At 67.6% G+C, this 26,299-nt stretch carries 30 protein-coding genes and 1 riboswitch; of the genes, 15 read left to right on the top strand and 15 right to left on the bottom strand.

Translation table 11 applies throughout. The annotated features are described in order from the left end of the window. Positions 1 to 326 precede the first annotated feature (326 nt). From ACQKDV_RS04780 to msrB, 5 genes are all read right to left on the bottom strand, one after another. Positions 327 to 599: a DUF4031 domain-containing protein gene (locus tag ACQKDV_RS04780; RefSeq protein WP_427782642.1), complete on the bottom strand. Its 273-nt coding sequence runs from the start codon at positions 597 to 599 to the stop codon at positions 327 to 329. 13 nt (positions 600 to 612) lie between these two features. Continuing rightward, positions 613 to 1,113, bottom strand: coding sequence for a hypothetical protein (locus ACQKDV_RS04775; RefSeq protein WP_427782641.1), 501 nt, complete (start codon positions 1,111 to 1,113; stop codon positions 613 to 615). Between the two features lie 176 nt (positions 1,114 to 1,289). Beyond that, complete coding sequence (motB, locus tag ACQKDV_RS04770) at positions 1,290 to 2,237, bottom strand: flagellar motor protein MotB (protein WP_427782640.1); 948 nt, start codon at positions 2,235 to 2,237, stop codon at positions 1,290 to 1,292. A gap of 3 nt (positions 2,238 to 2,240) precedes the next feature. Next, a complete protein-coding gene (gene motA, locus ACQKDV_RS04765; protein WP_427782639.1) occupies positions 2,241 to 3,095 on the bottom strand; it encodes a flagellar motor stator protein MotA in 855 nt (284 codons plus the stop codon). 90 nt (positions 3,096 to 3,185) lie between these two features. Then, entirely contained in the window at positions 3,186 to 3,653 is a 468-nt protein-coding gene (gene msrB, locus ACQKDV_RS04760) for a peptide-methionine (R)-S-oxide reductase MsrB (protein WP_427782638.1), read from the bottom strand. 138 nt (positions 3,654 to 3,791) lie between these two features. Here msrB and ACQKDV_RS04755 point away from each other — a divergent pair, with 138 nt between their 5' ends. Both ACQKDV_RS04755 and ACQKDV_RS04750 read left to right on the top strand, forming a co-directional pair. Then, positions 3,792 to 4,175 (top strand): classical arabinogalactan protein 4, encoded by a 384-nt coding sequence (locus ACQKDV_RS04755; protein WP_427782637.1) that lies wholly within the window; start codon positions 3,792 to 3,794, stop codon positions 4,173 to 4,175. Between the two features lie 114 nt (positions 4,176 to 4,289). Next, complete coding sequence (locus ACQKDV_RS04750) at positions 4,290 to 4,478, top strand: lana protein (RefSeq protein ID WP_324807608.1); 189 nt, start codon at positions 4,290 to 4,292, stop codon at positions 4,476 to 4,478. 100 nt (positions 4,479 to 4,578) lie between these two features. On the opposite strand, the gene ACQKDV_RS04745 is transcribed toward ACQKDV_RS04750, so the two are convergent. Continuing rightward, complete coding sequence (locus ACQKDV_RS04745; protein ID WP_427782636.1) at positions 4,579 to 5,058, bottom strand: winged helix-turn-helix transcriptional regulator; 480 nt, start codon at positions 5,056 to 5,058, stop codon at positions 4,579 to 4,581. A gap of 149 nt (positions 5,059 to 5,207) precedes the next feature. Here ACQKDV_RS04745 and ACQKDV_RS04740 point away from each other — a divergent pair, with 149 nt between their 5' ends. Both ACQKDV_RS04740 and alr read left to right on the top strand, forming a co-directional pair. After that, positions 5,208 to 6,512 (top strand): D-amino acid dehydrogenase, encoded by a 1,305-nt coding sequence (locus tag ACQKDV_RS04740; protein WP_427782635.1) that lies wholly within the window; start codon positions 5,208 to 5,210, stop codon positions 6,510 to 6,512. Further along, positions 6,491 to 7,561, top strand: a complete 1,071-nt coding sequence (alr, locus tag ACQKDV_RS04735) for an alanine racemase (RefSeq protein ID WP_427782634.1) — start codon at positions 6,491 to 6,493, stop codon at positions 7,559 to 7,561. The genes ACQKDV_RS04740 and alr overlap by 22 nt, the downstream gene beginning before the upstream one ends. A gap of 76 nt (positions 7,562 to 7,637) precedes the next feature. On the opposite strand, the gene ACQKDV_RS04730 is transcribed toward alr, so the two are convergent. After that, complete coding sequence (locus tag ACQKDV_RS04730) at positions 7,638 to 8,204, bottom strand: DUF3016 domain-containing protein (RefSeq protein WP_427782633.1); 567 nt, start codon at positions 8,202 to 8,204, stop codon at positions 7,638 to 7,640. 242 nt (positions 8,205 to 8,446) lie between these two features. On the opposite strand from ACQKDV_RS04730, the gene ACQKDV_RS04725 reads away from it, so the two are divergent. Together ACQKDV_RS04725 and ACQKDV_RS04720 are read left to right on the top strand one after the other, a co-directional pair. Next, complete coding sequence (locus tag ACQKDV_RS04725; protein ID WP_427782632.1) at positions 8,447 to 10,438, top strand: PAS domain-containing hybrid sensor histidine kinase/response regulator; 1,992 nt, start codon at positions 8,447 to 8,449, stop codon at positions 10,436 to 10,438. Between the two features lie 45 nt (positions 10,439 to 10,483). After that, a complete protein-coding gene (locus tag ACQKDV_RS04720; protein ID WP_427782631.1) occupies positions 10,484 to 10,777 on the top strand; it encodes a DUF3247 family protein in 294 nt (97 codons plus the stop codon). 77 nt (positions 10,778 to 10,854) lie between these two features. On the opposite strand, the gene ACQKDV_RS04715 is transcribed toward ACQKDV_RS04720, so the two are convergent. Then, entirely contained in the window at positions 10,855 to 11,118 is a 264-nt protein-coding gene (locus tag ACQKDV_RS04715) for a hypothetical protein (RefSeq protein ID WP_427782630.1), read from the bottom strand. Positions 11,119 to 11,275: 157 nt separating this feature from the next. On the opposite strand from ACQKDV_RS04715, the gene ACQKDV_RS04710 reads away from it, so the two are divergent. The 3 genes from ACQKDV_RS04710 to ACQKDV_RS04700 are packed head-to-tail and all read left to right on the top strand — an operon-like array spanning position 11,276 to position 13,721. Further along, the gene (locus ACQKDV_RS04710; protein WP_427782643.1) at positions 11,276 to 12,340 is read left to right on the top strand and encodes a class I SAM-dependent methyltransferase; all 1,065 of its coding nucleotides are present in this window, start codon (positions 11,276 to 11,278) and stop codon (positions 12,338 to 12,340) included. Then, positions 12,337 to 13,038 (top strand): pseudouridine synthase, encoded by a 702-nt coding sequence (locus ACQKDV_RS04705; protein WP_427782629.1) that lies wholly within the window; start codon positions 12,337 to 12,339, stop codon positions 13,036 to 13,038. The genes ACQKDV_RS04710 and ACQKDV_RS04705 overlap by 4 nt, the downstream gene beginning before the upstream one ends. Next, positions 13,035 to 13,721, top strand: a complete 687-nt coding sequence (locus tag ACQKDV_RS04700; RefSeq protein ID WP_427782628.1) for an HAD family hydrolase — start codon at positions 13,035 to 13,037, stop codon at positions 13,719 to 13,721. Before ACQKDV_RS04705 ends, ACQKDV_RS04700 begins: the two co-directional genes overlap by 4 nt. A gap of 163 nt (positions 13,722 to 13,884) precedes the next feature. Here ACQKDV_RS04700 and fabB read toward each other — a convergent pair whose 3' ends face one another. Together fabB and fabA are read right to left on the bottom strand one after the other, a co-directional pair. Beyond that, complete coding sequence (gene fabB / locus ACQKDV_RS04695; RefSeq protein WP_427782627.1) at positions 13,885 to 15,093, bottom strand: beta-ketoacyl-ACP synthase I; 1,209 nt, start codon at positions 15,091 to 15,093, stop codon at positions 13,885 to 13,887. Continuing rightward, complete coding sequence (gene fabA, locus ACQKDV_RS04690; protein WP_324807588.1) at positions 15,093 to 15,608, bottom strand: 3-hydroxyacyl-[acyl-carrier-protein] dehydratase FabA; 516 nt, start codon at positions 15,606 to 15,608, stop codon at positions 15,093 to 15,095. The genes fabB and fabA overlap by 1 nt, the downstream gene beginning before the upstream one ends. Before the next feature lie 191 nt (positions 15,609 to 15,799). Between fabA and dinB the strand changes: the two genes are divergently transcribed. Continuing rightward, positions 15,800 to 16,894 carry a DNA polymerase IV gene (gene dinB / locus ACQKDV_RS04685; RefSeq protein ID WP_427782626.1) on the top strand — a complete coding sequence of 365 codons (1,095 nt, stop codon included), beginning with the start codon at positions 15,800 to 15,802 and terminating at the stop codon, positions 16,892 to 16,894. 297 nt (positions 16,895 to 17,191) lie between these two features. Here the strand turns inward: dinB and ACQKDV_RS04680 are convergent, their stop codons facing one another. After that, positions 17,192 to 18,106, bottom strand: coding sequence for an MBL fold metallo-hydrolase (locus tag ACQKDV_RS04680; RefSeq protein WP_427782625.1), 915 nt, complete (start codon positions 18,104 to 18,106; stop codon positions 17,192 to 17,194). A gap of 93 nt (positions 18,107 to 18,199) precedes the next feature. Beyond that, positions 18,200 to 18,838 carry an NAD(P)-dependent oxidoreductase gene (locus ACQKDV_RS04675; RefSeq protein ID WP_427782624.1) on the bottom strand — a complete coding sequence of 213 codons (639 nt, stop codon included), beginning with the start codon at positions 18,836 to 18,838 and terminating at the stop codon, positions 18,200 to 18,202. A 108-nt stretch (positions 18,839 to 18,946) separates the two neighbouring features. On the opposite strand from ACQKDV_RS04675, the gene ACQKDV_RS04670 reads away from it, so the two are divergent. The 3 genes from ACQKDV_RS04670 (at position 18,947) to gph (ending at position 21,397) form a co-directional block, all read left to right on the top strand. Continuing rightward, the gene (locus ACQKDV_RS04670; RefSeq protein ID WP_427782623.1) at positions 18,947 to 19,876 is read left to right on the top strand and encodes a LysR family transcriptional regulator; all 930 of its coding nucleotides are present in this window, start codon (positions 18,947 to 18,949) and stop codon (positions 19,874 to 19,876) included. After that, positions 19,873 to 20,664 (top strand): class I SAM-dependent methyltransferase, encoded by a 792-nt coding sequence (locus ACQKDV_RS04665; protein WP_427782622.1) that lies wholly within the window; start codon positions 19,873 to 19,875, stop codon positions 20,662 to 20,664. Before ACQKDV_RS04670 ends, ACQKDV_RS04665 begins: the two co-directional genes overlap by 4 nt. 61 nt (positions 20,665 to 20,725) lie before the next feature. Continuing rightward, positions 20,726 to 21,397, top strand: a complete 672-nt coding sequence (gph, locus tag ACQKDV_RS04660) for a phosphoglycolate phosphatase (protein ID WP_427782621.1) — start codon at positions 20,726 to 20,728, stop codon at positions 21,395 to 21,397. A gap of 225 nt (positions 21,398 to 21,622) precedes the next feature. Here gph and btuB read toward each other — a convergent pair whose 3' ends face one another. Next, the gene (btuB, locus tag ACQKDV_RS04655) at positions 21,623 to 23,470 is read right to left on the bottom strand and encodes a TonB-dependent vitamin B12 receptor (RefSeq protein WP_427782620.1); all 1,848 of its coding nucleotides are present in this window, start codon (positions 23,468 to 23,470) and stop codon (positions 21,623 to 21,625) included. 116 nt (positions 23,471 to 23,586) lie between these two features. Next, positions 23,587 to 23,808, bottom strand: a riboswitch (cobalamin riboswitch). Positions 23,809 to 23,983: 175 nt separating this feature from the next. Here btuB and ACQKDV_RS04650 point away from each other — a divergent pair. Beyond that, positions 23,984 to 24,562, top strand: coding sequence for a histidine phosphatase family protein (locus tag ACQKDV_RS04650; protein WP_427782619.1), 579 nt, complete (start codon positions 23,984 to 23,986; stop codon positions 24,560 to 24,562). 97 nt (positions 24,563 to 24,659) lie between these two features. On the opposite strand, the gene ACQKDV_RS04645 is transcribed toward ACQKDV_RS04650, so the two are convergent. Continuing rightward, positions 24,660 to 25,010 (bottom strand): TfoX/Sxy family protein, encoded by a 351-nt coding sequence (locus tag ACQKDV_RS04645; RefSeq protein ID WP_427782618.1) that lies wholly within the window; start codon positions 25,008 to 25,010, stop codon positions 24,660 to 24,662. Continuing rightward, positions 25,007 to 25,489: a GAF domain-containing protein gene (locus tag ACQKDV_RS04640; protein ID WP_427782617.1), complete on the bottom strand. Its 483-nt coding sequence runs from the start codon at positions 25,487 to 25,489 to the stop codon at positions 25,007 to 25,009. Before ACQKDV_RS04640 ends, ACQKDV_RS04645 begins: the two co-directional genes overlap by 4 nt. Positions 25,490 to 25,556: 67 nt before the next feature. Between ACQKDV_RS04640 and bioD the strand changes: the two genes are divergently transcribed. Continuing rightward, a complete protein-coding gene (gene bioD, locus ACQKDV_RS04635) occupies positions 25,557 to 26,249 on the top strand; it encodes a dethiobiotin synthase (protein WP_427782616.1) in 693 nt (230 codons plus the stop codon). The last annotated feature ends 50 nt before the right edge of the window (positions 26,250 to 26,299 follow it).

Below are 26,299 nucleotides of genomic sequence, written 5' to 3'. Positions count from 1 at the left end.
AACGGTCGACTCTACCGGCCACGGCCCGGCGGGGTAGCGTCGACCGTTGGTCGACTATCGCGCGTAGCGCGGGGTTTTTGCGGCGGGAAAGGAAGGCAGTCGACCAACGGTCGACTCTACCGGTCACGGCCCGGCGGGGTAGCGTCGACCGTTGGTCGACCATCGCGCGTCGCGCGGGGTTTTCGCGGTGGGAAAGGAAGGCGTCGACCAACGGTCGACTCTACCGACCACGGCCCGGCGGGGTAGCGTCGACCGTTGGTCGACTGTCGCGCGCAGCGCGGGGTTGATCGGGACCGGAGCGGAGAGCAGTCGACCAACGGTCGACTCTACCGGTACTGCGCCCGTGCATTGGCGATTACCGCTTTGACCAGGGCACGATCGGTATGCCGGGAAATGGCGCGGGCGCCAAGGGTGATCGCCTGCGCGCGCAGCTCTGCAGTGACATCGTAGTGGACGCCGCTGGCCTTGTTCTGGAACGCGCGCGGCGGAATGCCGAGCTGCGCCGCCATCGCGTGCAGCTCGGCCAGGGTATCGGCCATCAGGTGCGCCCAGCGCTGTCCGCGCCAGGCATGCACTGCGTCATCGACGTAGACCGCCACCGTCGCGGCCGGTTCAGGCCTGCGGCTTGCCGTCGGTGTCGGCGGCGTCGACCGGGGCGGCCTCGGCCTCGGCTGCAGCTTCAACCACCTCGCCTTCAGCGGCTTCAGCAGTGTCTTCGCCCTCTTCAGCCTGCTCGCTGGCGAACTCGGCCACCAGCGTGTCCAGGTACTCGTCTGCGGTCTGCCCGGCTTCGGCGGCCAGGGTGTCCAGCAGCTTCTGCATCAGCTCGGAATATTCCAGGTTGACCGTGCGGCCCTCGGCTTCCTGCACGTTGGACAGGTGCTTGAGCATGGCCAGCATCGGCACCGGGTTGTCGGCGTTGCCCATGGTCTGGCCGCCGATGGCCAGCAGCCACTCACGGCCCTGCAGGCCGATGGCAGCCACGGCCTGGCCGTCTTCGTTGGTCAGCACGGCGTGGTTCTGCACCTGCTGCTGGGCATTGAGGCGCAGGAACGGACGCTTGGTCTGCTGCTTCTTGCGCTTGTCGCGCTTGGCCTTGGAGTTCTGGGACATGGGGTGGGGTCACCTGGAAACGGAAAGACCGCCATTGTAAGGGGCATGGCCCAGCCGCGCTCGGCCGGGGGCAGGTGGCAGCGGCGGTAGAGTCGACTGTCAGTCGACTGGCGCGCGAAGCGCGTGATGTTGGATGCCAGCCCAAGGGCAGTCGACTGACAGTCGACTCTACCGCCTCACCCCCCCGGGGCGGCCTCACCCTGCGCAGCCTGCACGTCCGGGTCGGCCACGGCTGCCGACAGCCCCACCTGCGGGCCGGCACCGGCCAGGGCGGCCTCTTCGGCGGCCTTGGTCATCACCACGATGCTGATGCGGCGGTTGATCGGGTTCTGCGGGTCGGCCTTGTCGAACAGCACCGACGAGGACAGACCGACCACGCGGGTGATCTTGCTGTCGTCCATGCCACCATCGACCAGGGCGCGGCGCGCCGCGTTGGCACGGTCGGCGCTCAGTTCCCAGTTGCCATAGCCGCGGGCCGCCGAATAGGCGGTGATGTCGGTGTGGCCGGTCAGGCTGATGCGGTTCGGTACGTGGTTCAGGTACTCGGCCAGCTCGTGCAGGATCTGCTGGGTGTAGGGCTTCAGCGTGGCGCTGCCGAGGTCGAACATCGGCCGGTTCTGCTTGTCCACGATCTGGATGCGCAGGCCTTCCGGGGTCAGGTCCAGCAGCAGCTGGTCCTTGAACGGTTCCAGTGCCTGGCTCCGGCTGATCGCTTCCTGCAGTTCCTTCATCAGCGTTTCCAGCTGCTGCTTGTCACGCTGCTGCTGGGTCACCGGTTGCGGCACGGCCTCCTGCTGGTTCTGGAAGGGGTCGTTGCTGTTGCCGCGCGAAACATCGGTGGCGCCGCCCAGCTTGATCATCGAGGTGCTGGCACCGCCGGGTCCGGCCATGCCCGGTGCGGGTGTCGGGCTCTGCCCGGACAGCGGGCTCGGGTTGCGGAAGTATTCGGAAATCGCCGCACGCTCGGGCTTGCTGGTGCTGGCCATCAGCCACAGCACCAGGAAGAAGGCCATCATCGCCGTCACGAAGTCGGCGTAGGCGACTTTCCACGCACCACCATGGTGGGCGGCATGGCCGCCCTTCCTGACCCGGCGGACGATGACAGGGGGCTTGGTCTCGGCCATGGCTTACTTGACCGTCTTCAAGTGCTGCTCGAACTCGGAGAACGGCGGGCGCACGTTCGACGGCAGAGTCTTGCGGGCGAACTCCAGCGCGATCTTCGGGTTGTAGCCGCGCAGGCAGGCCAGCAGCGCCGTCTTCACCGATTCGTAGATGCGGCTGTCCTGCTCGGCGCGGGCTTCCATCGCTGTGGCCATCGGGCCGACGAAGCCGTAGGCCATCAGGATGCCGAGGAAGGTGCCCACCAGCGCGCCCGCCACGTGGCCACCGACCTCGACGATGTCGCCGCCGATGGAGCCCATGGTGATGACGATGCCCAGCACCGCCGCCACGATGCCGAAACCGGGCAGGCCGTCGGCCACCTTGGTCAGCACCTGCGAGGGGGCCATCGCTTCGGCGTGGTGCTTTTCCAGCTCCAGTTCCAGCAGCGGCTCCAGCTCGTGCGGCTCGATGTTGCTGCCGATCATCAGGCGCAGGCAGTCGGTGATGAAGTCGATCAGGTGGTGGTCGGCCTGCACCTTGGGGTAGTTGGCGAACAGGGCGCTCTCGGCCGGCCGCTCGACATGGTCTTCCAGCGACATGAAGCCCTCGCGGCGGGCCTTGTTCAGCAGTTCATAGAGCAGGCTGAGAACATCGATGTAGTCCTGCTGCTTGTAGCGCGGGCCCTTGAACACGCCGACCATGGCCTGCAGGGTCTGCTTGACCGTCTTGGCCGGGGTGCCGACCAGGAAGGCGCCAAGCGCGGCACCGCCGATGATGACCAGTTCGTAGGGCTGCCAGAGGGCAGCCAGGCGGCCGTGGGCACCGAGGTAGCCACCGAGCACGCTGATGATGACGACCAGGAATCCGACGATGATGAGCATGGCGCGACGCAAGAAGGGGGGATATCTCCTTGTCGGCCCGGACCCGGTGTTTCTGAAGAGGGAATTCTGTGAAGTCGGTCGGCAGGGTGTTCAGCCCGCCGTGCCGGCCTCGGCGCCGCCGCGCAGCAGCGGATTGGGCCACGGCTCACCGTTGCCCGCGAAAGAAAGTGAGACCGAGTTCAGGCAGTGGCGCTCGAACGTGGGCGCCGGGCCGTCCGGGAACACGTGGCCCAGATGGCTGCCGCAGCGGGCGCAGGTGATTTCGGTGCGGACCATGCCGTGGCTGGTATCGCGGATTTCAGTGACATGCGCCGGGTCGTAGGGGGCGAAGAAGCTGGGCCAGCCGGTGCCCGAATCGAACTTGGTGCTGGAGCGGAACAGCGGCAGCCCGCACAGCCGGCAGCAGTAGACACCCGCGCGCTTGTTGTCCAGGAACACGCCACAGAAGGGGGCTTCGGTACCGTGCTGCAGCAGCACGCGGCGTTCGTCGGCGCTCAGGCCGGCCACCAGTGCGTCGGTCTGGGTGACGTTGGGGGGCGTCAGGTCGAAAGCACTCATGCCGGCTCTCCGTGGGGTGTGGCCTGGGGATGCCTGCAGACGTGGGGATGCGGGCCGGCCGTTGCAAGTGTGATCGCCATTCATGGCTGGCACACGGCCCCGGGCATATGGTGGGGGTCTCACACGATGGAGCGTGCCATGAAACCGCCTCTCGTCCTTCTGCTGTCCGCCCTGCTGCCGCTGGCTGCGCAGGCGCAGATGCCTACGTCGTCCAGCCCGACCGCAACGCGCAGCAGCAACAGCGTGAACCCACCCCCGGTCGCGCCGCAGCCCGCCCCGCGCCTGGCCAACCCCGATTTGCCGGTGCAGGTGCCGCGCCAGCAGCCGCAGCCGATCCGTTCTACCGGCCCGGCCCAGGTGACACCGGCGCCGGCCACGCGGGCAGCGGACAAGGTCTATGACCGTAACGGCCGCATCGTGCCCGGAGTGAAACCGGCCGGCCCCAACCGCGTGTTTGATTCACGTACCGGCCGCTACTACGACAGTGTGCCGGCTGCGGATGGGCAGCAGATCAAACCGTGATGTGCGTCTTCCGGGCCTGAACACAGGAAAACGAGGTCTGGACGATCACCGGTTTTTCGCCTGCGATTAACCCCTCCGGGACCACCGTGGCCCTGCACCGGCAACCGCCGTTGCATGTCCTTCGTCCATTGGATCGCGATCATGAAAAACCAGCAGAACCGTCATCCCGGCAAGGAGCAGCAGGGCCAGAACCGCAGCCCGCAGCAGCAACAGCAGCAGATGGATGCGCAGCAGCCGCAGAAGGGCGGCAAGCAGCAGGAGCAGCGCCAGCAGGGGTCACAGAAGCACCCGCAGCAGCGCTGACCGAGGAGGGGGTCAGAGCACGCAATGCGGGCTCTGACCCTCATGGCCCCAAGGGTCGGATCCCACACAGCGGGCGCAGACCCAGCCTAATTGATCGCGTTCACTCCGCAATCGGCAGCGCCCAGGTTTCCTTCACTTCTTCCATCACGATGTAGCTCTTCGACTCGCGCACATGCGGCAGGGTCAGCAGGGTGCTGCCCAGCAGCTTGCGGTAGCTCGCCATTTCGCTGATGCGCGCCTTAAGCAGGTAATCGAAATCGCCCGAGACCAGATGGCATTCCAGCACGTTGGGCAGCTTCAGCGCGGCGCGACGGAACTCCTCGAAGATGTCGCCGGACTTGTAAGCCAGGCTGATCTCCACGAACACCAGCAGGCTGGCCTTCAGCGCCGCCGGGTCCAGGTGCGCGTGGTAGCCGGTGATGACCCCTTCGCGCTCCAGCCGGCGCACACGCTCGGTGCAGGGGGTGGTCGACAGGCCGACCCGTTCACCCAGCTCGGTGAAGGAAATGCGGCCCTCGGCCTGCAGGATGCGCAGGATTCTGCGGTCGATCTTGTCCAGTTCGCGTGGGCGTGGGGCCATGGCCGTCAACCTCGATGGGTAAATTGCAGGAAAACATCCTGCCGTATACTTGCAAGTCAGGCAAATCAACCGGGATCGCGGGCATATACTTCCCCGATTATGCTCCCGGCGTGCTCAAACGCAGGGAATCATCGGGTCGGAGAGTTTCCATGCGAGTCCTCGTTCTCGGCAGCGGCGTGATCGGCACCACCAGTGCCTGGTACCTGCGGCAGGCCGGCTTTGAAGTCACGGTCATCGACCGCCAGCCCGGCCCTGCGCTGGAAACCAGCTTTGCCAACGCCGGCCAGCTGTCGTTCGGCTACACCTCGCCGTGGGCCGCCCCCGGCGTGCCGAAGAAGGCCATCGGCTGGCTGTTCGAAAAGCATGCGCCACTGGCCATCAAGCCGGGCATGGACCTGGCCCAGTACCGCTGGCTGTGGCAGATGCTGCGAAACTGCACCCACGAGCGCTACGCCATCAACAAGGCGCGCATGGTGCGCATGTCCGAATACAGCCGCGACTGCCTGAACGAGCTGCGCGCGCAGATCGGCATCGAATTCGAAGGCCGCGATCTGGGCACCACCCAGCTCTTCCGCACCCAGCAGCAGCTGGATGCCTCGGCGCAGGACATCGAGATCCTGGCCCAGTACGGCGTGCCCTATGAAGTGCTGGACCGCGCTGGCATCGTCCAGGCCGAACCGGCCCTGGCGCATGTGGATGGTCTGGTGGGTGCGCTGCGCCTGCCGCGTGACCAGACCGGCGACTGCCAGCTGTTCACCCGTCGCCTGGCGCAGATGGCCGCCGACGCCGGTGTCGAGTTCCGCTATGACCAGGACATTACCGGCCTGCAGGTCGAGGGCGACCGGGTGATCGGTGTGCGCATCGGCAACCGTGTGGAAACCGCCGACCGGGTGGTGGTGGCGCTGGGCAGCTATTCGCCGCAGATGGTGGCGCCGCTGGGCATGCGCCTGCCGGTGTACCCGCTGAAGGGCTATTCGCTGACGCTGCCGATCACCGACCCGGCAATGGCGCCGACCTCGACCATCCTGGACGAGAGCTACAAGGTGGCCGTGACCCGCTTCGACAACCGCATCCGCGTGGGCGGCATGGCCGAAGTGGCCGGTTTCGACCTGTCGCTGTCGCAGCGCCGCCGCGAGACGCTGGAGCTGGTGGTGCGCGATCTGTACCCCAAGGGCGGTGACCTGGCCAAGGCCGAGTTCTGGACCGGCCTGCGCCCGGCCACGCCGGACGGCACGCCGGTCATCGGCGCGACGCCGCTGCGCAACCTGTACCTCAACACCGGCCACGGCACCCTGGGCTGGACCATGGCCTGCGGCTCCGGCCGCTACCTGGCCGATCTGATGAGCGCGCGCCAGCCGCAGATCAGCACCGAGGGCCTGGATATCTTCCGCTACGGCCAGTACGGCCACGCCCCGCAGCAGGAGAGCCGCGCATGCGTCCTGCCCGCGCGCTGATCGACCTGGGCGCGCTGCGCAGCAATTACCGGCTGGCCCGTGAACTGGGCGGCGGCAAGGCGCTGGCGGTGGTCAAGGCCGATGCCTACGGCCACGGTGCGGTGCGCTGTGCGCAGGCGCTGGAAGGCGAGGCCGATGGCTTGGCGGTAGCCACGATCGAAGAGGCGCTGGAACTGCGCCAGGCCGGCATCCGTGCGCCGATCCTGCTGCTGGAAGGCATTTTCGAAGCCAGCGAACTGCCGCTGGTGGCCGAGCACGACCTGTGGTTCTCGGTGGGTTCGCCGTGGCAGGTTGAGGCGCTGGCCGCCTTTGACAGCCTGCGCCCACTGACGGTGTGGCTGAAGCTGGACAGCGGCATGCACCGGCTGGGCCTGGACGTGGCCGGCTTCCGTGCCGCGCACGCGCGCCTGTCGGCGCTGCCGCAGGTCGAACGCATCGTGATGATGACCCACCTGGCGCGCGCCGATGAGCTGGACAGCGCGCGCACCCACGAACAGGCCGCGACGTTCAAGGCCGCCATCGACGGCCTGCAGGGCGAAACCAGCGTGTGCAACTCGCCGGCGCTGCTGGGTTGGCCGGACGTGCGCAGCGATTGGGTGCGACCTGGCCTGATGCTGTACGGGGCCAACCCGTTGCCGGACGACAGCACGCTGACCGCGCGCCTGCGCCCGGTGATGACCATGCAGTCGAAGGTGATCGCCGAGCGCTGGATCGATGCCGGCGAGCCGGTGGGCTATGGCGCACGCTTCGTGGCCAAGGCGCGTACCCGCGTGGGTGTGGTCGCGCTGGGGTATGCGGACGGCTACCCGCAGTTCGCGCCGAATGGCACCCCGGTGCTGATCGATGGCCAGCCCGGTGGGCTGATCGGCCGCGTATCGATGGACATGCTCACCGTGGACCTGACCGCGCACGCGCAGGCCGGTATTGGCAGCGTGGTAGAGCTGTGGGGCACGGCGCCCACCCTGGCCGAGCTGGCGCCGCGCTGCGGTGTCAGTGCCTATCAACTGCCCTGTGCGGTCAAGCGCGTGGCGCGGGTTTACCAGGAGTGAGGTGATGCCGGCCAGCGGCCGGCACTACCGGAATGCAGGCTTCACGATCCGCCGGGCCATGCCCGGCGGCCTTCGATCACCGCGCTGCGGTGGCCTGGATGGTCAACTGCCGCTTCACCCAGTCATCGATCAGGCGCTTTTCAAAGCGCAGCGGATCACTGTCGCTGCGCACGCCGATGTTGTGCAGATAGCCGCTGTCGCTCAGCTTGGCTTCGCCTTCGTCGATGATGCCGCCACGGGCATCCTTCAGCGTGTACTGCAGGGTGATGCGGGGCGGGTAGATGTCACGCATGATCCGGATGTCGCTGCCACGCGGGCCATGCCAGGGCTCGTAATCGCCCGCACGCTTGACATCGACCAGGGTCACATCCAGCGTCTGCCCCGGCTGCAGGGGCTTGGCTGCACTGGTCTGGACATAGCGCGCCAGCTGCTGCACCCAGTCACCGCGCTCGGCTTCGAAGCGGTTGCTGCTCTGGCGGATCTCGGTGAACTGGGCCGGGTCACCCCACTTCACGCTGACCGGGCCGTTGGCCTGCAGCGCCCGCGGGGCATGCGGATCGGTGACGGTGCGCGGCGCAGCGGCGACGCTGCCCACGGCCAGGGCACCAGCCAGCAGCAGGGCGGCGGAAAGCGAGCGGTTCATGGCGGTCTCCTGCGCCCGGTGATCGGGACGGTCTAGGGTATGGACCCAGTGTGGGCCTGCCTTGGAGCCTCAGCAATGATCTCTCGCCAGATATGCGAGCGCAGTTGCCACCAATTCATCGTCGTCAACCCTGACTGACGGCGCTTGACGCTGTGAATACGCGCTCTGGAAGATGCTGTACGTCCATCCGGTCCATCCCCACGCCCTTGCCCACACAGCCGCCCCTCGTCGAGCGCCCGCCCATGATGGCAGCGGCGTCCGAACCCGACCTGCATCATGACGTGCTCGAGCGCATCAATGCTGGCTTCTGCATCATCCAGGTCATGTTCGAAGGCGAGCGGGCGGTGGATTACCGGTTCCTGGAAGTCAACGAGGCCTTCGAGCGCCACACCGGGCTGAAGGACGCCAAGGGCAAGCGCATGACCGCCCTGGAGCCGAACCATGAAGGCGACTGGTTCCGCATCTACGGCGAGGTGGCGCGCACCGGCCAGCCGACGCAGTTCGAGATGGATGCGCGCGCGCTGGGCCGGTCGTTCGCGGTGGACGCCGTGCGCGTGGGTGAGCCGGGTGAGGACAAGGTGGGCGTCCTGTTCTTCGATGTCACCGCACGCAGGCAGATCGAAGTGGAGCTGGGCGAAAGCGAGGCGCGCTTCAGCGCGCTGGCCGATGGATTGCCGATGCCGGTCTGGGTACTGGACGAACGCGGCCATGCCCGTTTCGTCAACAGTGCCTTCAGCGAGTTCTTCGGCGGCGACGAGACCCGCGTGCCGGAAGATGTCTGGCGTGGCCTGGTGCATCCCGACGATGCCTCGGTATTTGAATACGAACTGCAGGAAGCGCTGAAGGCGCAGCGTTCGATGCACGCGCTGGTGCGCGCGCGCCGCGCCGATGGCCAGTGGCGCTGGCTGGAAATGAACGCACGGCCGCGCTTTTCGCGCATGGGCCGCTTCATTGGTCTGGCCGGCAGCAGCCCGGATGTGACCGAGCGCCGCGAGATCGAACTGGCCCGTGAGGAGCTGCTGCAGTCCGAGCGCGCCGCGCGCAGTGCCGCCGAGAACATGGCGCGGCTGAAGGACGAATTCCTGGCTACGTTGTCGCACGAACTGCGCACGCCGCTGACCACCATCCTGGGCTGGAGCGAACTGCTGCTGCAGCGTGTGGACAACACCAGCCCACTGTTCAAAGGCCTGAACGTGATCGCCAGCAGCGCGGCGGCACAGAAGCGCCTGATCTCGGACATGCTGGACCTGAGCAGCATGCTGCTGGGCAAGGTGCAGCTGGAAGTGGAAGTGCTGGACCTGGGCGCGCAGTTGACCGAGGCAATTGGCGCGCAGGAGCCGGTGGCAGAGGGCAAGGCGCTGGACGTCACCCTGCAGCTGCCCGACCAGCCCTGCCTGGTGCTGGGCGACGCCACGCGCCTGCAGCAGGTGCTCTGGAACCTGCTCTCCAACGCCATCAAGTTCACCCCGGCCGAGGGCCAGATCGAAGCGCAGCTGCGCGCCGACGGCAGCTACTGGACCCTGACCCTGCGTGATACCGGCGATGGCATCGCGCCCGAATTCCTGCATCACCTGTTCAGCCGCTTCCGTCAGGCCGATGGCACCACCACGCGCCGCCATGGGGGCCTGGGCCTGGGCCTGGCCATCGTGCAGCAGCTGGTGGAACTGCACGGCGGCACGGTCAGTGCGGCCAGCGAAGGCCATGGCCATGGCTCCACGTTTACCGTGCGTCTGCCGCAGTACATCCCCGATGCCGACCGTCGGCCGCTGCGCGAGGTGTTCAGCGGGCCGATCCTGGAACCGATGGTGGTCGAGCCGTATCCGCTGCGCGGGCTGCACCTGCTGGCGGTGGAAGACCAGCCGGAAGTGCTGGAATACCTGCGGCGCATGCTGGAAGAGCAGGGCGCCAGCGTCTCTGCGGTCAGTTCGGCCGGCGAAGCGCTGGCATTGCTGGCCGACAGTGGCCACCTGCAGTACCACGTCATGCTCACCGACATCGGCATGCCAGGCATGGATGGCTATGGCCTGATGCGCACGCTGCGCGAAGACATGGGCGTGGAAGCGACCGATCTGCCGGCGGTGGCGGTGACAGCGCTGGCCCGTGCCGATGACCGCCGACGCGCGTTGGCCTCCGGTTTCCAGGAACATGTGGCCAAACCCTACTCGGTGGCCCAGCTGGTGTCGGCGGTGCGCAGCGTACGGCCGCTGCACGGCAGCGCCACGCCATTGCACTGAGCATTCACGACCGATCAGCGAATCTGCGTGGAAGGAGGTTCACCGATGTCCCGTATTGCTCCCCGGATCCATACCGACCCGGCACAGATCGCGCGTCTGGAAGCGCTGCTGCCGCAGCTTGATGGCGAAGTGCAGGTTCAGCTGACCCTGCACGATGGCAGCCGCCTGCTGGGCACCGTGGCCGTGCGCCCGACCCTGCAGCAGTACCGCAACGAAGCGGGCGATGAAGGCAGCAATGGCCAGCTGCGCCTGGATGACTACGACAACCCGGTGCAGCAGCACCATGTATGGCTGGATGAGATCGCCAGCGTCAGCCGTCTGCCGCCGAAGGCGCCTTGATCCGATGTAGAGCCGAGCCCATGCTCGGCTGCCGGCTGCGCCGCCGCCCGAGCATGGGCTCGGGCGCTACAAGGACGTCAATGCTCGAACACGGTCGGCGTTGCCTCGAACCGCCGCGCATACGCACGTTCGTCGGCCACCCGGGCCACTTCCGCGTCGGCCAGGTCCGGCGCACCGTAGACCGCATAGGCCACGCTGCCATCGGCGCCATGGCCGACCTGGTGCAGGCGGTAGCGCGAGTGGCCGCCACCGGTGTCTTCCGGGTAATGCACGGGCGGATGGTTGCCTTCCAGGTCCATTTCACTGTTGTCGACCACTCCACCGACAAACAAGGCGCGCATGCTGTTTCTCCTGGGGTTTGCGGGGGAGCCTTTACCCTGAACGCTTCGATGTTGTCGGCACATCAACAGCCCGTTGAAGTTTCGCAAATCGGCCCGCAGGGGGCGGCCCGGTCAAGCCGGTACAATGGTCGGCCCCCAGCTTGAAGTACCCGCGCCGATGGCCGCCAGCGACGACGCCCCCCTGCAGACCCTGTTCCTGCCGTTCAGCTCCGGCGCACTGCGCTGGCCCGAAGGGCCGGTGGCCTTCCTGCGGGCCCGCGACGGCTGGCCGCTGCGCGGGATTGCGGCCGGCCGCGAAGTGCACTGCGAGCAGAGCTTCGCGCCGTTTGCCGAGCCGCTGCAGCAGGTCAATGGCTGGACCGTCAGCGGCCAGATCGACGATGCCGCCGGCAAGGGCCGCTACCCGCTGGTGCTGGTGCTGCCGCCGCGCCAGCGAGAGGAAGCCCGCGCCCTGTTTGCCCGCGCCCTGGCGCTGGTGGCCGAGGGCGGCCGCATCGTCGCCTGCCAGTCCAACAACGAGGGCGCCCGTTCCGGCGAAGGCGACCTCAAGCAGCTGACCGGCCTCGGCGGCTGCCTGACCAAGAACCACTGCCGCGTCTACTGGACCGCGCCGCTGCAGGGCCAGCACGATGCCGATCTGGCCAGGCGCTGGAGCGCGCTGGACGCGGTGCGGCCGATCGTCGGCGGCCGCTTCCTCAGCCGCCCGGGCGTGTTTGCCTGGGACCGCATCGACCCGGCCTCGGCGCTGCTGGCCGAGCACCTGCCGGCCGATCTGGCCGGCCGTGCCGCCGATCTCGGCGCCGGCTACGGCTATCTGTCACGCGAACTGCTGGAGCGCTGCCCGAAGATCACCGCGCTGGATCTGTATGAAGCCGAACAGCGTGCGCTGGCCCTGGCCGAACTGAACCTGGCGCCGCCGCCCCGCGCGCTGCCGCTGCGCTTCCTGTGGCGCGACGTCACTGCCGGCATTGAGCCCGGCTACGACGTCATCATCAGCAACCCGCCGTTCCACACGCCCTCGCGCGCCGACCGCCCCGACATCGGCCAGCGCTTCATCGCCGTGGCCGCGCAGGCGCTGCGCCCGGGGGGCCGCCTGTACGTGGTGGCCAACCGCCACCTGCCCTACGAACACACCCTCAACGACAGCTTCGGTGCGGTACGCGTGATCGCCGAGCGCGATGGCTTCAAGCTGGTCGAAGCGGTGAAGGGGAAGGGCAAGTGAAGCTGGTCAAGCACATCGCCAACCTGGGTTATGGCAGCCGCAAGCAGGTGCAGTGGATGTTCCGCGAGGGCCGCGTCACCGATGCAGACGGCGAAGTGTTGTACGCCGATGACCAGGTGCCGCACGAGGCGATCCGGGTCGATGGCGAGCCGCTGGACCCGCCGGCGGGCCTGTCGCTGGCGCTGTACAAGCCGGCCGGCTACACCTGTTCGACCAAGGACACCGGCCGGCTGATCTACGATCTGCTGCCGCCGCGCTTCCGCGACCGCGACCCGGTGCTGTCCACCGTCGGTCGCCTGGACCGTGAAACCAGCGGCCTGCTCCTGCTGACCGACGATGGTGGCCTGCTGCACCGGATCATCTCGCCGAAGTCGAAGCTGCCCAAGGTCTATGAAGTGGAACTGGCCGAAGACCTGCGCGGTGACGAAGTGGCGCAGTTCGCCAGCGGCACGCTGATGCTGGAAGCGGAGAAGACGCCGCTGCTGCCGGCTGAACTGGAAGTGCTGGGCCCGCGCAAGGCGCGGCTGGTGCTGCACGAAGGCCGCTACCATCAGGTGCGCCGCATGTTCGCCGCCACCGGCAACCACGTGCGGGCCCTGCACCGCAGCCGCGTCGGCGGCCTGGACCTGCAGGGGCTGGATGAAGGCCAATGGCGGATGCTGACCCCCACCGACCTGGACACCCTGTTTGCTCCATGACATCCATCGCTGCGCTGTCCTTCCTCCCCGACGCCGTCATCTTCGACATGGACGGCCTGATGATCGACAGCGAACGGGTGTCGATCGCCTGCTGGAGCGAGGCGGCGGGTGAGTTGGGACTACCGCTGGACGAGGCGTTCTTCGTGCGCATGGTTGGCCTTGGCGACCGTGACAGCCAGGCGCTGCTGCGCGGGCAGGGCGTATCGGACGCGATGATCGGGGAGATGGCGGCGCGCTGCCACGACCTGTACGAGGCGCGTACGCAGACCGGCCTGCCGCTGCGGCCGGGCATCCTGGAGCTGCTGGACCTGCTGAAGACGCATGGCATTCCGCGCGCCGTGGCAACCACCACGCGGCAGCCGCGGGCCAACCGCAAGCTGGCGGCGGCCGGGCTGTTGCCGTATTTCGATGCGGTCATCACCAGTGGTGATGTGGCCCAGCCCAAGCCGGCGCCGGATATCTACCTGCTGGCTGCGCAGCGGTTGGGGAAAACGCCCGAACGCTGCCTGGCGCTGGAGGATTCACCGGCCGGCACGCGTGCCGCTGTTGCCGCAGGCATGACCGTGATCCAGGTGCCGGACCTGGTGCATCCGGATGACGCGTTGCGCGCGCTGGGCCACCGCATCGTCGGCTCGCTGATGGACGCGCACGCACTGCTGGTGCCGCTGCTTTTCCCCCGGTAGGTGCCGACCGTTGGTCGGCACGCTTTACCGCTCTGGTAGGTGCCAACCTTGGTTGGCACGCTTTACCGCTCTGGTAGGTGCCAACCTTGGTTGGCACGCTCTTCAACGTAGTCGAGCAAGCTCGACTCTACGGGTGCCGACCGTTGGTCGGTACGCCCTTCAATCACACGCGGCCGAACACCAGCGCCGCGTTCGTACCACCAAAACCGAAGCTGTTGGACATCACCGTATCCAGCTTCTGCTCGCGGCTTTCGCGCAGGATCGGGAAGCCTTCCACCGCCGGGTCCAGCTCGGCGATGTTGGCCGAACCGGCCACGAAACCATCGCGCATCATCAGCAGGCAGTAGATCGCCTCGTGCACGCTGGCCGCACCCAGCGAGTGGCCCGACAGCGCCTTGGTCGACGACAGGGGCGGCACCGCATCGCCGAACACTTCGCGGATCGCCCCCAGCTCGGTCACGTCGCCCAGCGGCGTCGAGGTGCCGTGGGTGTTGAGGTAATCCAGCGGACGGTCAACGTTCTGCAGCGCCATCTTCATGCAGCGCACCGCGCCTTCACCGGACGGGGCCACCATGTCGGCACCATCGGAGGTCACGCCATAGCCGATCAGCTCGGCATGGATGTGCGCGCCACGCGCGACGGCGTGGTCGTAATCCTCCAGCACCAGCATGCCACCACCACCGGCAATCACGAAGCCATCGCGGTCCTTGTCATACGGGCGCGAGGCGCTGGACGGAGTGTCGTTGAAGCTGGTGGACAGCGCGCCCATCGCATCGAACATCACGCTCATCGACCAGTGCAGGTCTTCGCCGCCACCGGCGAACATGATGTCCTGCGCGCCGTGGCGGATCATGTCCGCCGCCGCGCCGATGCAGTGCGCCGACGTCGCGCAGGCGGCCGACAGCGAGTAGCTGACGCCCTTGATCTGGAACGCGGTGGCCAGGCACGCCGACACGGTGGAGCACATCGTGCGCGGCACCATGTACGGGCCCACCTTTCGCACGCCACGGGCACGCAGCAGGTCAACCGCGCCCACCTGCCATTCGCTGGAACCACCGCCGGAACCGGCGATCAGGCCGGTGCGCAGCGCGCTCACCTGTTCCGGCGACAGGCCGGCATCGGCGATCGCATCGCGCATGGCGATGTAGGCAAACGCCGCTGCATCGCTCATGAAGCGCTTCTGCTTGCGGTCGATCTGCGCATCCAGGTCCAGGTCCACGCGGCCACCGATCTGGCTGCGCAGGCCGGCTTCGGCGTGGTCGGGCAGCGCAGTGATGCCTGCGCGGCCTTCGCGCAGCGCGGAGGAAACGGTATCCAGATCATTGCCCAGGCACGAGGTGATGCCCATGCCGGTGATGACGACGCGACGCATCAGAAGCTCCCGGTTTCAGTGAACAGGCCCACGCGCAGGTCGCGGGCGTTGTAGATCTCGCGATCGTCCACGTACATGCGGGCGTCGGCCTGGGCCATCACCAGCTTGCGGTTGATGACGCGGCTGATGTCGATCTCGTAGCGCACGAGCTTGGCTTCCGGCAGCACCTGGCCGGTGAACTTCACTTCGCCGCAGCCCAGCGCGCGGCCCTTGCCGGGCGCACCCAGCCAGGTCAGGTAGAAGCCGGTCAGCTGCCACATGGCATCCAGGCCCAGGCAGCCGGGCATCACCGGGTCGCCGATGAAGTGGCAGCCGAAGAACCACAGGTCCGGGCGGATATCCAGTTCGGCACGCACCATGCCCTTGCCATGCGGTCCGCCGTCCTCGCGGATGTCGGTGATGCGGTCGAACATCAGCATCGGGTCGTTGGGCAGACGGCCGGCGGCGGCGCCGAACAGTTCACCGCGGGCGCTGGCCAGCAGCTGGTCGCGGTTGAACGCGTGGAGACGAGTCATGGAAAGCGCATTCCTGGAAGCGAAAACAAGGCAACAAGTCCCCGAGGATGCACGACGGTTGCAACGGGAATCAAACCACCGCACCGTACGCGTGCGTAGTGTTTTCCTCGGGAATCACGCATCCCGTTGATGCACAACGACCATACTTCGCCGTCTGGACCGGTACGGTGCGGGTATGATGTCAGCCAACCATGAACGCACTGCGCAAGATCATCCACGTCGACATGGACGCCTTCTACGCGTCGGTGGAGCAGCGCGACGATCCGTCACTGCGCGGCAAGCCGGTGGTTGTGGCATGGCGCGGCGCGCGTTCGGTGGTGTGCGCGGCCTCCTACGAAGCCCGCGTGTTCGGCGTGCGCTCGGCGATGCCGGCGTTGCGTGCCGAGCGCCTGTGCCCGGGTGCGATCTTCGTGCCGCCGGATTTCGCGCGTTACAAGGCCGTGTCACGCCAGGTGCGCGAGATCTTCCTGCGCCATACCGACCTGGTCGAGCCGCTGTCGCTGGACGAGGCCTACCTGGACGTGACAGCGCCGAAGAGCGGTATCGAACTGGCGACCGAGATCGCCCGCACCATCCGCGCGCAGATCCGTGAAGAGACCAACCTGACTGCTTCAGCCGGCATCGCGCCGAACAAGTTCCTGGCCAAGATTGCCTCGGACTGGCGCAAGCCCGATGGCCAGTTCGTCATTCCGCCGCAGCGCGTGGATGCGTTCCTGCTGACCCTGCCGGTGAAAAGCGTGCCGGGCGTGGGCAAGGTGATGGAAGGCAAGCTGGCCGAGCGCGGCATCGTCACCTGTGGTGACCTGCGCAGCTGGACGCTGCCAGATCTGGAAGAGAACTTCGGCAGCTTCGGCCGCAGCCTGTACAACCGCGCGCGCGGCATCGACGAGCGGCCGGTGGAACCGGACCAGCAGGTGCAGTCGATTTCCTCCGAGGACACGTTCGCTGAAGACCTGCTGCTGGAGGATCTGGGCGAAGCCATCGTGCAGCTGGCAGAGAAAACCTGGAATGCCACACGGAAGACCGAACGTATCGGCCATACCGTGGTGCTGAAACTGAAAACCGCCCAGTTCCGCATCCTGACCCGCAGCTACACCCCTGACCGGCCTCCGGAATCGCTGCAGGAACTGCGCGACATCGCCCTGTCCCTGCGCGCACGCGTGGATCTTCCTGCAGACACCCGCTACCGTCTGGTCGGCGTTGGGCTCGGCGGATTCCGCGACAAGGAACCGGTAGTGCAGGGCGAGCTGTTCGGACACGACCCAGACAATTCCACAAACATCTGATCGATAGCGATGGGGTCAGAGCCCGTTGCGTCGCAACGGGATCCGACCCCGTGCCGACCAACGGTCGGCACCCACCAACAGCAGTAGTTTCCAGCAGGTCGCGGGAAACTGTCGAAGGCGTGGTGGGTCCGGTTGCGGGGGCGTGAGCGCCATGGATGGCGCGACCGAGCCTCCATGGACGGATTCATGGCGTCCCCCGCAACCGGACCCACGACGCCAACCCACGGACACCCAGCTGTTGCTGTTGCCGTTGCATTGAGCGGGTGCGGGGCGCAGCCCTGCTGGAGAACCCCTACCTCATGGCCACTGCATCTCGCCCTTGGCCACCTTCGCACTCAGCTCCAGCGATTCCACGCCTGCCAGGGTGGGGTAGCGCGCCCGCATCGCCTGCACCAGCGCCGCACTGTCCTTCGCCTTCGCTGCTTCCACATCGAAGGCACGGATGTAGTCCGCAGTGAAACGCAGCGCGCTCGCATCCAGCGCCGCACCGGGCGCGTAATGGCCCGGCACCACCACCTTTGGCTTCAGTGCCTGCAGCCGCTGCAGCGTCTGCAGCCAATCGGCATGCGACTGCGGCGTCTGCGTATCGGCCATCCACACGTGCTCGCCGGCCACCACCGGAATGCCGCCGACGATCGCGCGCAGCGACGGCACCCACAGCACCGTGCGGTCCGGCGTCGGCCCATCCAGCCCGATCAGCGGCAGGCGCTGGCCTTCCAGCTGCAGCGCATCGCCGTCCAGCACCTGCGGCACGATGATGTGCGCGGGCACATCGGCACCCATTTTCGGTCCCCAGTACGCCAGCTTGGCGGCCTGGGTCTGTTGGATATGGGCGACGGTCTGCGCCGTGGCGACGATGCGTGCCTGCGGGAAAGCGTCGTGCAGCGTGGCCAGGCTGAAGTAGTAATCCGGATCGCCGTGGCTGATGTAGATCGTGGTCAGCTGTCTGCCGCTGGCGCGGATTTTCTCTGCCAGTGCACGCGCATCGCTGGCGGCGAACTGTGCATCGACCAGGATCGCCTCATGGCGGCCCTCGATCAGCACCGAGGACACCGGGAACATCGCCTGCGGGCCGGGATGGAAGGTCTGCAGGTGCAGGTGTGAGTGTTTCGCCGCGGTGGCGGCAGCGGGCGCGGCCGGTGCCGCCAGCAGCGGTGCACTGGCGAAACCCGCCGCCAGCATGAGGGGAAGCAGCAGGGCAGCAGCACGCATCAACGATTCCTCGTGTAGAGCCGAGCCCATGCTCGGCTGCAGTGGTTGCCCTGAGCCGAGCGCAGGCTCGGCTCTACAGGGGAAACGTATCGATCAATACGCCGCAGTGATGATCTGCTTCGGGTACTTGGCCGCTTCCAGCTCGGCCACGAACGCGGCACCGTAATCGGCGTAGCTGATGCGGCTGTGCCCCTCGGCATCGGCGAGGAAGGTCTTCGCCTGCACGCGGTACTGGCCACGTTCTTCGCCCGGGCCGATTTCCGCAGCCGGCGAGAAGAAGGTCCAGTCGAGGTCATCCACGGCCTGCAGGCGCTTCAGCGCTTCACGTGCGGCCAGCGCATAGGGCTTGTAGGCGGCGGGGAAATCCGGGGTGTCCACCAGCTGCACGCCCGGTGCGATTTCCAGGCTGCCGGCACCGCCGACCACCACCACGCGCGGCACCTTGGCCTGGCGTGCCGCAGCGACCAGCTGGTCGGCCACGGTGGCGATCTGGGCGATGTCATCGCCCGGGCGCGGGCCGTAGGCGCTGGCCAGCACATCGTGGCCGGCAATCACCGCGGCCAGTGCGTCGGTGTCGTCCAGCGCGGCGATGGCCAGCTCGGCACCGGCCAGTTCGGCCGGCAGGTCTTTTTCACTGCGCACCACGGCCGTGACCTGGTGGCCGTGGGACAGGGCGTGGCGGGCAATCTGGCGGCCGATGTTGCCGGTGGCACCGACGAGGGCAATCTTCATGGCAGGACTCCTTGGGGCGGAATGGGGTAGGAACGACGCCACTGTAGGCCGCTGCAATTGATCTAAAAACAGCGTATAACGCGCTTGTTTGTTGCATGGATCGAGCAGATGGACCGATTGACCGCCATGACCGTGTTCGTCGAGGTGGCCGAGCGCGGCAGCCTGACCGCGGCCGCCGAGGCGCTGGACATGTCCCGCGCCATGGTCAGCCGCTACCTGGCCGAAGTGGAGGGTTGGCTGGGCGCGCGGCTGCTGCACCGGACCACCCGGCGTATCAGTCTCACCGGCGCGGGTGAGGCCGCGCTGGCGCGCTTCCGGCAGATGCTGGCCATCGGCGAGGAGCTGCAGGGCGAACTGGCCAGTGACGATCCCGAGCCGCACGGCACCCTGCGCATCACTGCCAGCGTGTCGTTCGGGCAGAGTCACCTGGCACGCGCCGTGGCCGCCTTCGTCCAGCGCCATCCCGCCGCGCGCATCGAACTGCTGCTGGTCGACCGCATGGTCAACCTGGTGGAAGAGCGCGTGGACCTGGCCGTACGCATCGCCCGACAGATCGACCCGAGCCTCATCGCGCGACGGCTGGCCACCTGCCGTTCGGTGCTGTGCGCCACCCCGGCCTATCTGCAGGCGCATGGCACGCCCACCACGCCGGAGCAGCTGCCCGCGCACAACTGCCTTACCCACCACTACGTCGGCAGGAGCCTGTGGCAGCTGCACCGCGGAGGTCGCTCGCTGACGGTGGCGGTGGGCGGCAACATCAGCGCCAATGAAGCCTCGCTGCTGCTGGAAGCGGTGCGCGCCGGTGCGGGCATCGCCATGCTGCCGACCTACCAGGTGGCGCCGCTGCTGCGTTCGGGCGAACTGGTGCAGCTGCTGCCAGCCTATGAGCTGGACGCGCTGGGCATTCATGCCGTGTACGCATCGCGTCGACAGCAGCCCGCTATCATGCGCCGGTTCCTGGATTTCCTGGCCGAGTGTTTTGCCAGCCCGGCCTTCCAGGACCTGGAGTGGCGCCCACCGATCAAGGAGGACACATGAACCATGGACAGGCATTGCTCGACCACAACCGCGCGGCCTGGGACCGCCAGGCCCGCGAGGCAGGGGACTGGTCACGCCCGGTAGATGCCGGAACGATTGCAGCCGCCCGCCAGGGCCGCTGGCAGGTGCACCTGACACCCCGCGCACTGCCACTGGACTGGCTGGGCGATGTGCGCGGCCGCCGCATCCTCTGCCTGGCCTCGGCCGGTGGCCAGCAGGCACCTGTATTGGCCGCTGCAGGTGCAGTGGTCACCGTATTCGATCTGTCTGATGGGCAGCTGGCGCAGGACCGCAGCGTGGCCGAACGCGATGGCCTTGCACTGCGCACCGTGCAGGGGGACATGCGCGACCTGCATGCCTTCGGCGATGGCAGCTTCGATGTGGTGTTCCATCCCATTTCCAATCTGTACGTGCCCGATGTGCGCCCGGTCTGGGCCGAGTGCCAGCGGGTGCTGGCCCGCGATGGGCTGCTGCTGGCCAGCTTCTACAACCCGGTGGTGTTCGTGGGTGCGCGTGATCCGCAGCTGCAGGAACAGGGCTTGATCCGCCCGCGTTACGCCATTCCGTACTCGGATCTGGAAGATCTGCCGGCCGACGAGCGCAAGGCCAAGCTCGCACGCGGCGAAGCGCTGACCTTCGGCCACGGCCTGGGCGAACTGATCGGTGGCCAGCTCGACGCCGGCTTCGTGGTCGAGCGCTTCATGGAAGACTGGCAGCCGCGCCCGCGTTTCCTGATCGACCGCTACCTGCCCACGTTCCTGGCCACCCGCGCGCGGCGCATCGGTTGAGGCGGAGCGGTTGCAGGGGCGGGCGTACAATGGACGGCCCACGTCGCACAGGTGCCGTCCGTTGTCGTATCCCTATTCGTTGGTTGTGTTCGATCTCGACGGCACGCTGGTGGACAGCGCGGCCGATATCGCCGAAGCGCTGAACCGCACGCTGGAAGACATCGGCCTGGCGCGCGTGCCCGAAGCTACCGTGCTGGGCTGGATCGGCGATGGCGTGCGGCGGCTGGTGGAGCAGGCGGTGCACGCCGCCGGTCGTGACATAGATCTGGCCGAGGTGATGCCCACCTTCATGGTGCACTACCGCCAATGCCTGCTGCGCAGCCCGCGCCTGTTCGACGGCGTGCCCGAAGCGCTGGCCCTGTTGCGCACGCGGGGTGTGCCGCTGGCCATCTGCACCAACAAGCCGGCCGCGCTGGTGCCGCCGCTGCTGCAGCACCTGGGCATCGATGCCGCGTTCTCACTGGTGCTGGGCGGTGATTCTCTGCCGCAGCGCAAGCCCAGTGGCGAACCGCTGCGACATATCGCCGCGCACTTCGGGTTGGCTGTGGACACCTGCCTGATGGTGGGTGATTCGCTTACCGATTACCGCGCCGCCGAGGATGCCGGCATGCCGATCACACTGGTGCGCTATGGATACCCGCGTGGCCTGGACCTGGAAAACGCCCACGCCGTGGCCGTGATCGACGACCTGCGTGAACTGCCCGGGCTGGCCGCCGACATCCCCACGCCGTGATGCCCAAGCCGAGCATGGGCTCGGCTCTACAGTAGATCGACGCCATGCGTCGATGGCGGCATCGGTCGCTTTGCTGACGCACCCATGTAGAGCAGAGCCCGCGCTCGGCTGTGTTCGGCGCGAACCCCGCAGTCGAGCAAGCTCGACGCTACGAACTGGATGCCCAAGCCGAGCATGGGCCCGGCTCTACAGTAGATCGACGCCATGCGTCGATGGTGTGGTCCCCTATTTCGGCTGGTAACGCACGCTCAGCTGATATTCGCGGCCCGGCTGGTTGAACCACGCCACGGTCTCGTAGCGACGGTCGAACACATTCGCCACGCGCGCCAGCAACGACCACGATGGCGTCAGCACATATTCCACGCGCAGGTCCAACGTGCCGTACCCGCCCAGCCTCACCGTGTTGCTGGCATCGTCGTAGCGCTTGCCCGCACCCTGCACGGTCAGCCCGGCGCGGACGTTGCCGAAGCGGCGGTCGATGTCCAGGCGTGCGGTCTGCTGCGCACGGCGCGGCAGCCAGTTGTCGAACTGCGCGCTGCCAGCCGTGCGGTTGCGCGGATCGGTGTAGCTCAGCTGGCCATTGATGTCGAAGCCGGCCAGCACCGTGCCTGCCGTCAGTTCGGCGCCGCGGATCCGCGCCTTCTCGACCTGCTGCATCATGAACGTTGCCGCATCGTAGGTGATCAGGTCATCGATGCGGGTCTCGTACAGGTCCACGCCCCAGTGCCAGCCCCGGCCATGCTGCGACAGGCCGATGTTGGCGCTCTTCGACTTCTCCGGGTCCAGCGTCGGCACGCCGCTCCAGGGGTCGTACAGGTCGCTGAAGGTGGGTGCCTTGAACGCAGTGCCGTAGCTGGCATTCACCCGCAGGCCGTGGCCCAGTTCCACCGCCCAGCCGAGACTGCCGGTGGCGTGGTTGCCGAACTGCGCGTTGTCATCGTTGCGCGCGCTCAGCTGCAACTGGTGGCGGCCGAACCGGCCCTGGTACTGCGCGAACACGCCGGTGTTGCGGCGGCTGTCGACCAGATAGCCGGCGCTGCTGCCATCCAGGTTGTCTTCGCTCCAGTCCACCCCGGTGCTCAGCAGCTGGCCCTCGGCCAAGCCGATGTCCGCCTGCAGCGATGCATTGTCGCGGTGCGTCTGCGCGCTGCCGGACACACCGAAGTCACCGTAGTTGTCTGATTCGTTGTCGCTGCGGCCGACACTGGCGGTGAACGCCAGGCGCTCGCTCGGTGTGTAGCGCAGCTTGCCGGACATCACCTGCTGCAGCGTTTCCGAATAGTTGTAGTAGCCGTCGTAGTGGTTCTCGCCTTCAGCGCGCAGGGCGCTGCCTTCCACGCTCCACTGCTCGTTGAAGGTGTAGCCGCCGCGCAGGCTCTTGGACAGGTTGCGGTAGCCATCGCGATCGGGCTCATCGGCATAGCAGCCGGTGAACAGCGTGGCCGAGCCACGGCAGGCGTTGATGCCATCGGTGTGCTGGTAGGCGATGTCGGCACCGAACCAGCCGTGTTCGCCGCTGCCACCGATGCCCCCGTTGGCTTCGCGCAGGCCGTTGCTGCCACCGCCGAGCTGGAAGTGCGGGCTGAATTCACCGTGGTTGCGACGGGTGAATATCTGGATCACGCCCCCGATGGCATCGGCCCCGTACAGGCTCGACTGCGGACCACGGACGATTTCGACGCGCTCGATCTGCGCCAGCGGCAGGTCCTGGTACATCGCCAGGCCCAGGTCGGCGCTGTTGATGCGCACGCCGTCGACCAGCACCACGGTGTGCGAGGAGTTGGTACCGCGCAGGAACAACGAGCTTTGCTTGCCGAGGCCACCGGCGTTGGTGAGGTTGATGCCGGCGCGGCCGGCCAGCAGTTCCTGCAGCGAGGTGGCCTGGCTGGAGTCGATCTGCGCGCGGTCGATCACCTGCGCCGGCGCGATGCTGTCCTGCAGGGCGATGGGGGTGCGGGTAGCGGTGACCAGCACCTGGTCCAGCGCGGCGGTGTCATCGCTGGCCTGCGCATGGGCCAGAGCGGGCAGGGCGGCCAGCACGGCCAGGGACAGCATTCGGGACTGCAGCTTCATCGGGCGAACTCCGGGTGCCACGCACGCCCGCGTGACGAAGGGGAGGAGCCGCGAACGCAGGCAGGCGCCGAAGCCGCGGCAGCGCCACGGTCATCCAGCGCCATGCCCACCGCATCGCGACCTGAGGCTTCCGGGCCGGTCTCCGGGCTTGCCGCCGGTGGCGCGAGGCCACCGTCCAGGCGCCTTCCCATGCCAGCGGCACAGTGGCGGTGTTGCCTGGAACAGACGTGCTTACCGTTGCGGGGGCAGCGCCGGCCTGGCGTGTCGCCACGCGTCACCGGCTTCCCGTTTCAACCTGCCGGCCAAGGCCGCAGGTCACCTGGAAGTGCGCGCAGTCTACGGCATCCCTGGCAACGAGTAGAGTCGAGCTCGCTCGACTGCCTTTGCGATGCCGTTGCCGATCCCGCTCGACCGTCCTTGCTCTGCCTTAGAATATCCCCTCGATCCCGTGGTGCCGTTGCCGATGTCCCCCCGTTTTCCGCTGCTCCCGCGTTGCCTGCACAGGGCGCACGCATGATCCTCGATCTGGTCCGCCACGCCGGCAATGGCCGCGACGAGTTCCTCGACGGCCGCAGCGATCCGCCGCAGTTGGCCCGCCTGCCGCAGGAACTGGTCGATGCCTACGCCGGGCAGGAATGGCAGCGGGTGATCAGTTCGCCGCGCCTGCGTTCGCTGCATACGGCCATGGCCCTGGCCACTCCGCGCGGGCTGGACGTGGACGCTGACGAGGAATGGGAAGAGCTGGATTTCGGTGATTGGGACGGGCAGTCGCTGTTCGACCTGCCAGAAGACGCGCTGGCGGCCTTCCATGCCGATCCGCACGCTTTCCCGCCGCCCAATGGCGAAAGCTGGGGCCATTTCGAGCGCCGCATCGCGCGCGCGCTGGATCGCCTGCTGGATGACGATGATCCCGTGCCGACGGTGGTGGTCAGCCATGGCGGCCCACTGCGGATGGTGCTGTCGCAGGTCTGCGGGCTGCCGCTGTCGCTGTGCTGGGCACTGCGCATCGACCACGGCACGCGCTTGCGGGTGTGGCTGGAGCGCGGCGAAGTGGGCCTGGTCGGCGAGCTGCTGGAACTGCAGCAGCCGTAAGCCGCATCACCGTGGTAGTGCCGGCCGCTGGCCGGCATTCCCTGGAACGTCGCGATGATCGCGCGGTTGCCGGCCAGTGGCCGGCACTACCGGTCCCTCAATCTTCGGCGAAACGGTCTTCGCCATCCTCCCCGGTGTCGAAGCGCTGCTCATGCACCGGGCCCGATGCCGGGCCGGCCGGCTTCAGCGGGTGCGCGGCGATGCGTGCTTCGTAATCCTGCACCAGCGCCTCGCGCTGCGCTTCGCCCAGCTCCTGCCAATGGCAGTCCAGCAGCGCGCCTTCCAGCGAATAGAGCAGGTTCAGGCTCGGCTTGAAGCCGGCGCGCTTGACCTTGACGAAGGCCCCGACCGCGCCGAGCGCGGCCAGATCCTCGCGGCTGCGCAGGCCAACCTGGCGCAGCCACGCCGCACTCTTCGGGCCGATGTTGCGCAGCTTCGGTGCGCTCATCCCAGGGCCTCGACGAACACGCGGGCGATGGCTTCCAGACCGGCCTGGTCCTCGGCATCGAAGCGGCCCACCGTCGGGCTGTCGATGTCGAACACGCCGATCAGTTCATCACCGCGCAGCAGCGGTACCACCAGTTCCGAGCGCGATGCCGAATCGCAGGCGATGTGGCCCGGGAAGGCATCGACATCTTCCACGCGCTGGGTGACGCGCTGGCTGGCGGCGGCACCGCACACGCCCTTTTCCAGCGGGATGCGTACGCAGGCCGGCAGGCCCTGGAACGGGCCGACCACCAGCTCCTTGCCGTCGTACAGGTAGAAGCCCACCCAGTTCAGGTCGGGCAGGGCGTGGTAGACCAGTGCGGAGAGGTTGGCCGCGTTGGCGATGCGGTCGGACTCGCCGTAGACCAGGCCGCGGGCCTGTTCCAGCAGCTGGGCGTATTGTTCCGGCTTGCTGCCGGTAAGCGAGGCATTGGCGAACATGCCCGCAGTCTAGCAAGCGCACGGGACCGGCGATAATGCACGCTCTGTTGCATGCCTGGAGCTGTTGATGCCCCTGCCCAACCTGATGCCGCCGGCCGTGTTCGTCACCGGGACCGATACCGAAATCGGCAAGACCGCCAGCAGCACCGCGCTGCTGCATGCGCTGCGCGGGCGCGGGCTGCGTGCGGTGGGCATGAAGCCGGTGGCCAGTGGCAGCCAGGACCTCGGCCAGGGCCTGCGCAACGAGGATGCCCTGGCCCTGCAGGCGGCCAGCTGGCCGGTGCCGGACTACGCCGACCTGAACCCCTATGCGCTGCGGCATCCGCTGGCGCCGGAACTGGCCGCCGCCGAGGACGGGGTGCAGGTGCAGCTGGCACCGATCCTGGCCGCGTTCGAGCGCCTGCGTGCCAGCGCCGACGTGGTGGTGGTGGAAGGCGTGGGCGGCTGGCTGGCACCGGTATCGGCCACGCTGGACCAGCTGGATCTGGTGCGCGCGCTGCGCCTGCCGGTGCTGCTGGTGGTGGGCATGCGCCTGGGCTGCGTGAATCACGCGCGGTTGACCGCGCAGGCGCTGCAGGCCAACGACGTGGAGTGCCTGGGCTGGATCGGCAACCATATCGATCCCACAATGCAGCGCCAGGACGAGAACTTCGCCATCTTGCAGCAGCGCCTGCCGATGCCGTGCTGGGGCCGGTTGCCCCACCTGCCCGGTGCGGATGGCCGAACCCTGGGCGCACACCTGGCAGCGGAGCAGCGGTAGAGTCGACTGCCAGTCGACTATCGCGCGCAGCGCCGGGTTTTCGCACCTTG

Origin of the sequence: Stenotrophomonas sp. NPDC077659, from assembly GCF_050268705.1 — a bacterium.
Classification (GTDB): domain Bacteria; phylum Pseudomonadota; class Gammaproteobacteria; order Xanthomonadales; family Xanthomonadaceae; genus Stenotrophomonas.
Note: the sequence above shows the minus strand (reverse complement) of the source record. Positions and strands in the feature narration are given on the sequence as shown.

Bases quoted from the DNA above. Each gene is read 5' to 3' on its own strand.
- ACQKDV_RS04775 (WP_427782641.1), bottom strand. From the start codon at position 1,113: ATGTCCCAGAACTCCAAGGCCAAGCGCGACAAGCGCAAGAAGCAGCAG.
- motB (WP_427782640.1), bottom strand. From the start codon at position 2,237: ATGGCCGAGACCAAGCCCCCTGTCATCGTCCGCCGGGTCAGGAAGGGC.
- motA (WP_427782639.1), bottom strand. From the start codon at position 3,095: ATGCTCATCATCGTCGGATTCCTGGTCGTCATCATCAGCGTGCTCGGT.
- msrB (WP_427782638.1), bottom strand. From the start codon at position 3,653: ATGAGTGCTTTCGACCTGACGCCCCCCAACGTCACCCAGACCGACGCA.
- ACQKDV_RS04755 (WP_427782637.1), top strand. From the start codon at position 3,792: ATGAAACCGCCTCTCGTCCTTCTGCTGTCCGCCCTGCTGCCGCTGGCT.
- ACQKDV_RS04750 (WP_324807608.1), top strand. From the start codon at position 4,290: ATGTCCTTCGTCCATTGGATCGCGATCATGAAAAACCAGCAGAACCGT.
- ACQKDV_RS04745 (WP_427782636.1), bottom strand. From the start codon at position 5,058: ATGGCCCCACGCCCACGCGAACTGGACAAGATCGACCGCAGAATCCTG.
- ACQKDV_RS04740 (WP_427782635.1), top strand. From the start codon at position 5,208: ATGCGAGTCCTCGTTCTCGGCAGCGGCGTGATCGGCACCACCAGTGCC.
- alr (WP_427782634.1), top strand. From the start codon at position 6,491: ATGCGTCCTGCCCGCGCGCTGATCGACCTGGGCGCGCTGCGCAGCAAT.
- ACQKDV_RS04730 (WP_427782633.1), bottom strand. From the start codon at position 8,204: ATGAACCGCTCGCTTTCCGCCGCCCTGCTGCTGGCTGGTGCCCTGGCC.
- ACQKDV_RS04725 (WP_427782632.1), top strand. From the start codon at position 8,447: ATGATGGCAGCGGCGTCCGAACCCGACCTGCATCATGACGTGCTCGAG.
- ACQKDV_RS04720 (WP_427782631.1), top strand. From the start codon at position 10,484: ATGTCCCGTATTGCTCCCCGGATCCATACCGACCCGGCACAGATCGCG.
- ACQKDV_RS04715 (WP_427782630.1), bottom strand. From the start codon at position 11,118: ATGCGCGCCTTGTTTGTCGGTGGAGTGGTCGACAACAGTGAAATGGAC.
- ACQKDV_RS04710 (WP_427782643.1), top strand. From the start codon at position 11,276: ATGGCCGCCAGCGACGACGCCCCCCTGCAGACCCTGTTCCTGCCGTTC.
- ACQKDV_RS04700 (WP_427782628.1), top strand. From the start codon at position 13,035: ATGACATCCATCGCTGCGCTGTCCTTCCTCCCCGACGCCGTCATCTTC.
- fabB (WP_427782627.1), bottom strand. From the start codon at position 15,093: ATGCGTCGCGTCGTCATCACCGGCATGGGCATCACCTCGTGCCTGGGC.
- fabA (WP_324807588.1), bottom strand. From the start codon at position 15,608: ATGACTCGTCTCCACGCGTTCAACCGCGACCAGCTGCTGGCCAGCGCC.
- dinB (WP_427782626.1), top strand. From the start codon at position 15,800: ATGAACGCACTGCGCAAGATCATCCACGTCGACATGGACGCCTTCTAC.
- ACQKDV_RS04680 (WP_427782625.1), bottom strand. From the start codon at position 18,106: ATGCGTGCTGCTGCCCTGCTGCTTCCCCTCATGCTGGCGGCGGGTTTC.
- ACQKDV_RS04675 (WP_427782624.1), bottom strand. From the start codon at position 18,838: ATGAAGATTGCCCTCGTCGGTGCCACCGGCAACATCGGCCGCCAGATT.
- ACQKDV_RS04670 (WP_427782623.1), top strand. From the start codon at position 18,947: ATGGACCGATTGACCGCCATGACCGTGTTCGTCGAGGTGGCCGAGCGC.
- ACQKDV_RS04665 (WP_427782622.1), top strand. From the start codon at position 19,873: ATGAACCATGGACAGGCATTGCTCGACCACAACCGCGCGGCCTGGGAC.
- btuB (WP_427782620.1), bottom strand. From the start codon at position 23,470: ATGAAGCTGCAGTCCCGAATGCTGTCCCTGGCCGTGCTGGCCGCCCTG.
- ACQKDV_RS04650 (WP_427782619.1), top strand. From the start codon at position 23,984: ATGATCCTCGATCTGGTCCGCCACGCCGGCAATGGCCGCGACGAGTTC.
- ACQKDV_RS04645 (WP_427782618.1), bottom strand. From the start codon at position 25,010: ATGAGCGCACCGAAGCTGCGCAACATCGGCCCGAAGAGTGCGGCGTGG.
- ACQKDV_RS04640 (WP_427782617.1), bottom strand. From the start codon at position 25,489: ATGTTCGCCAATGCCTCGCTTACCGGCAGCAAGCCGGAACAATACGCC.
- bioD (WP_427782616.1), top strand. From the start codon at position 25,557: ATGCCCCTGCCCAACCTGATGCCGCCGGCCGTGTTCGTCACCGGGACC.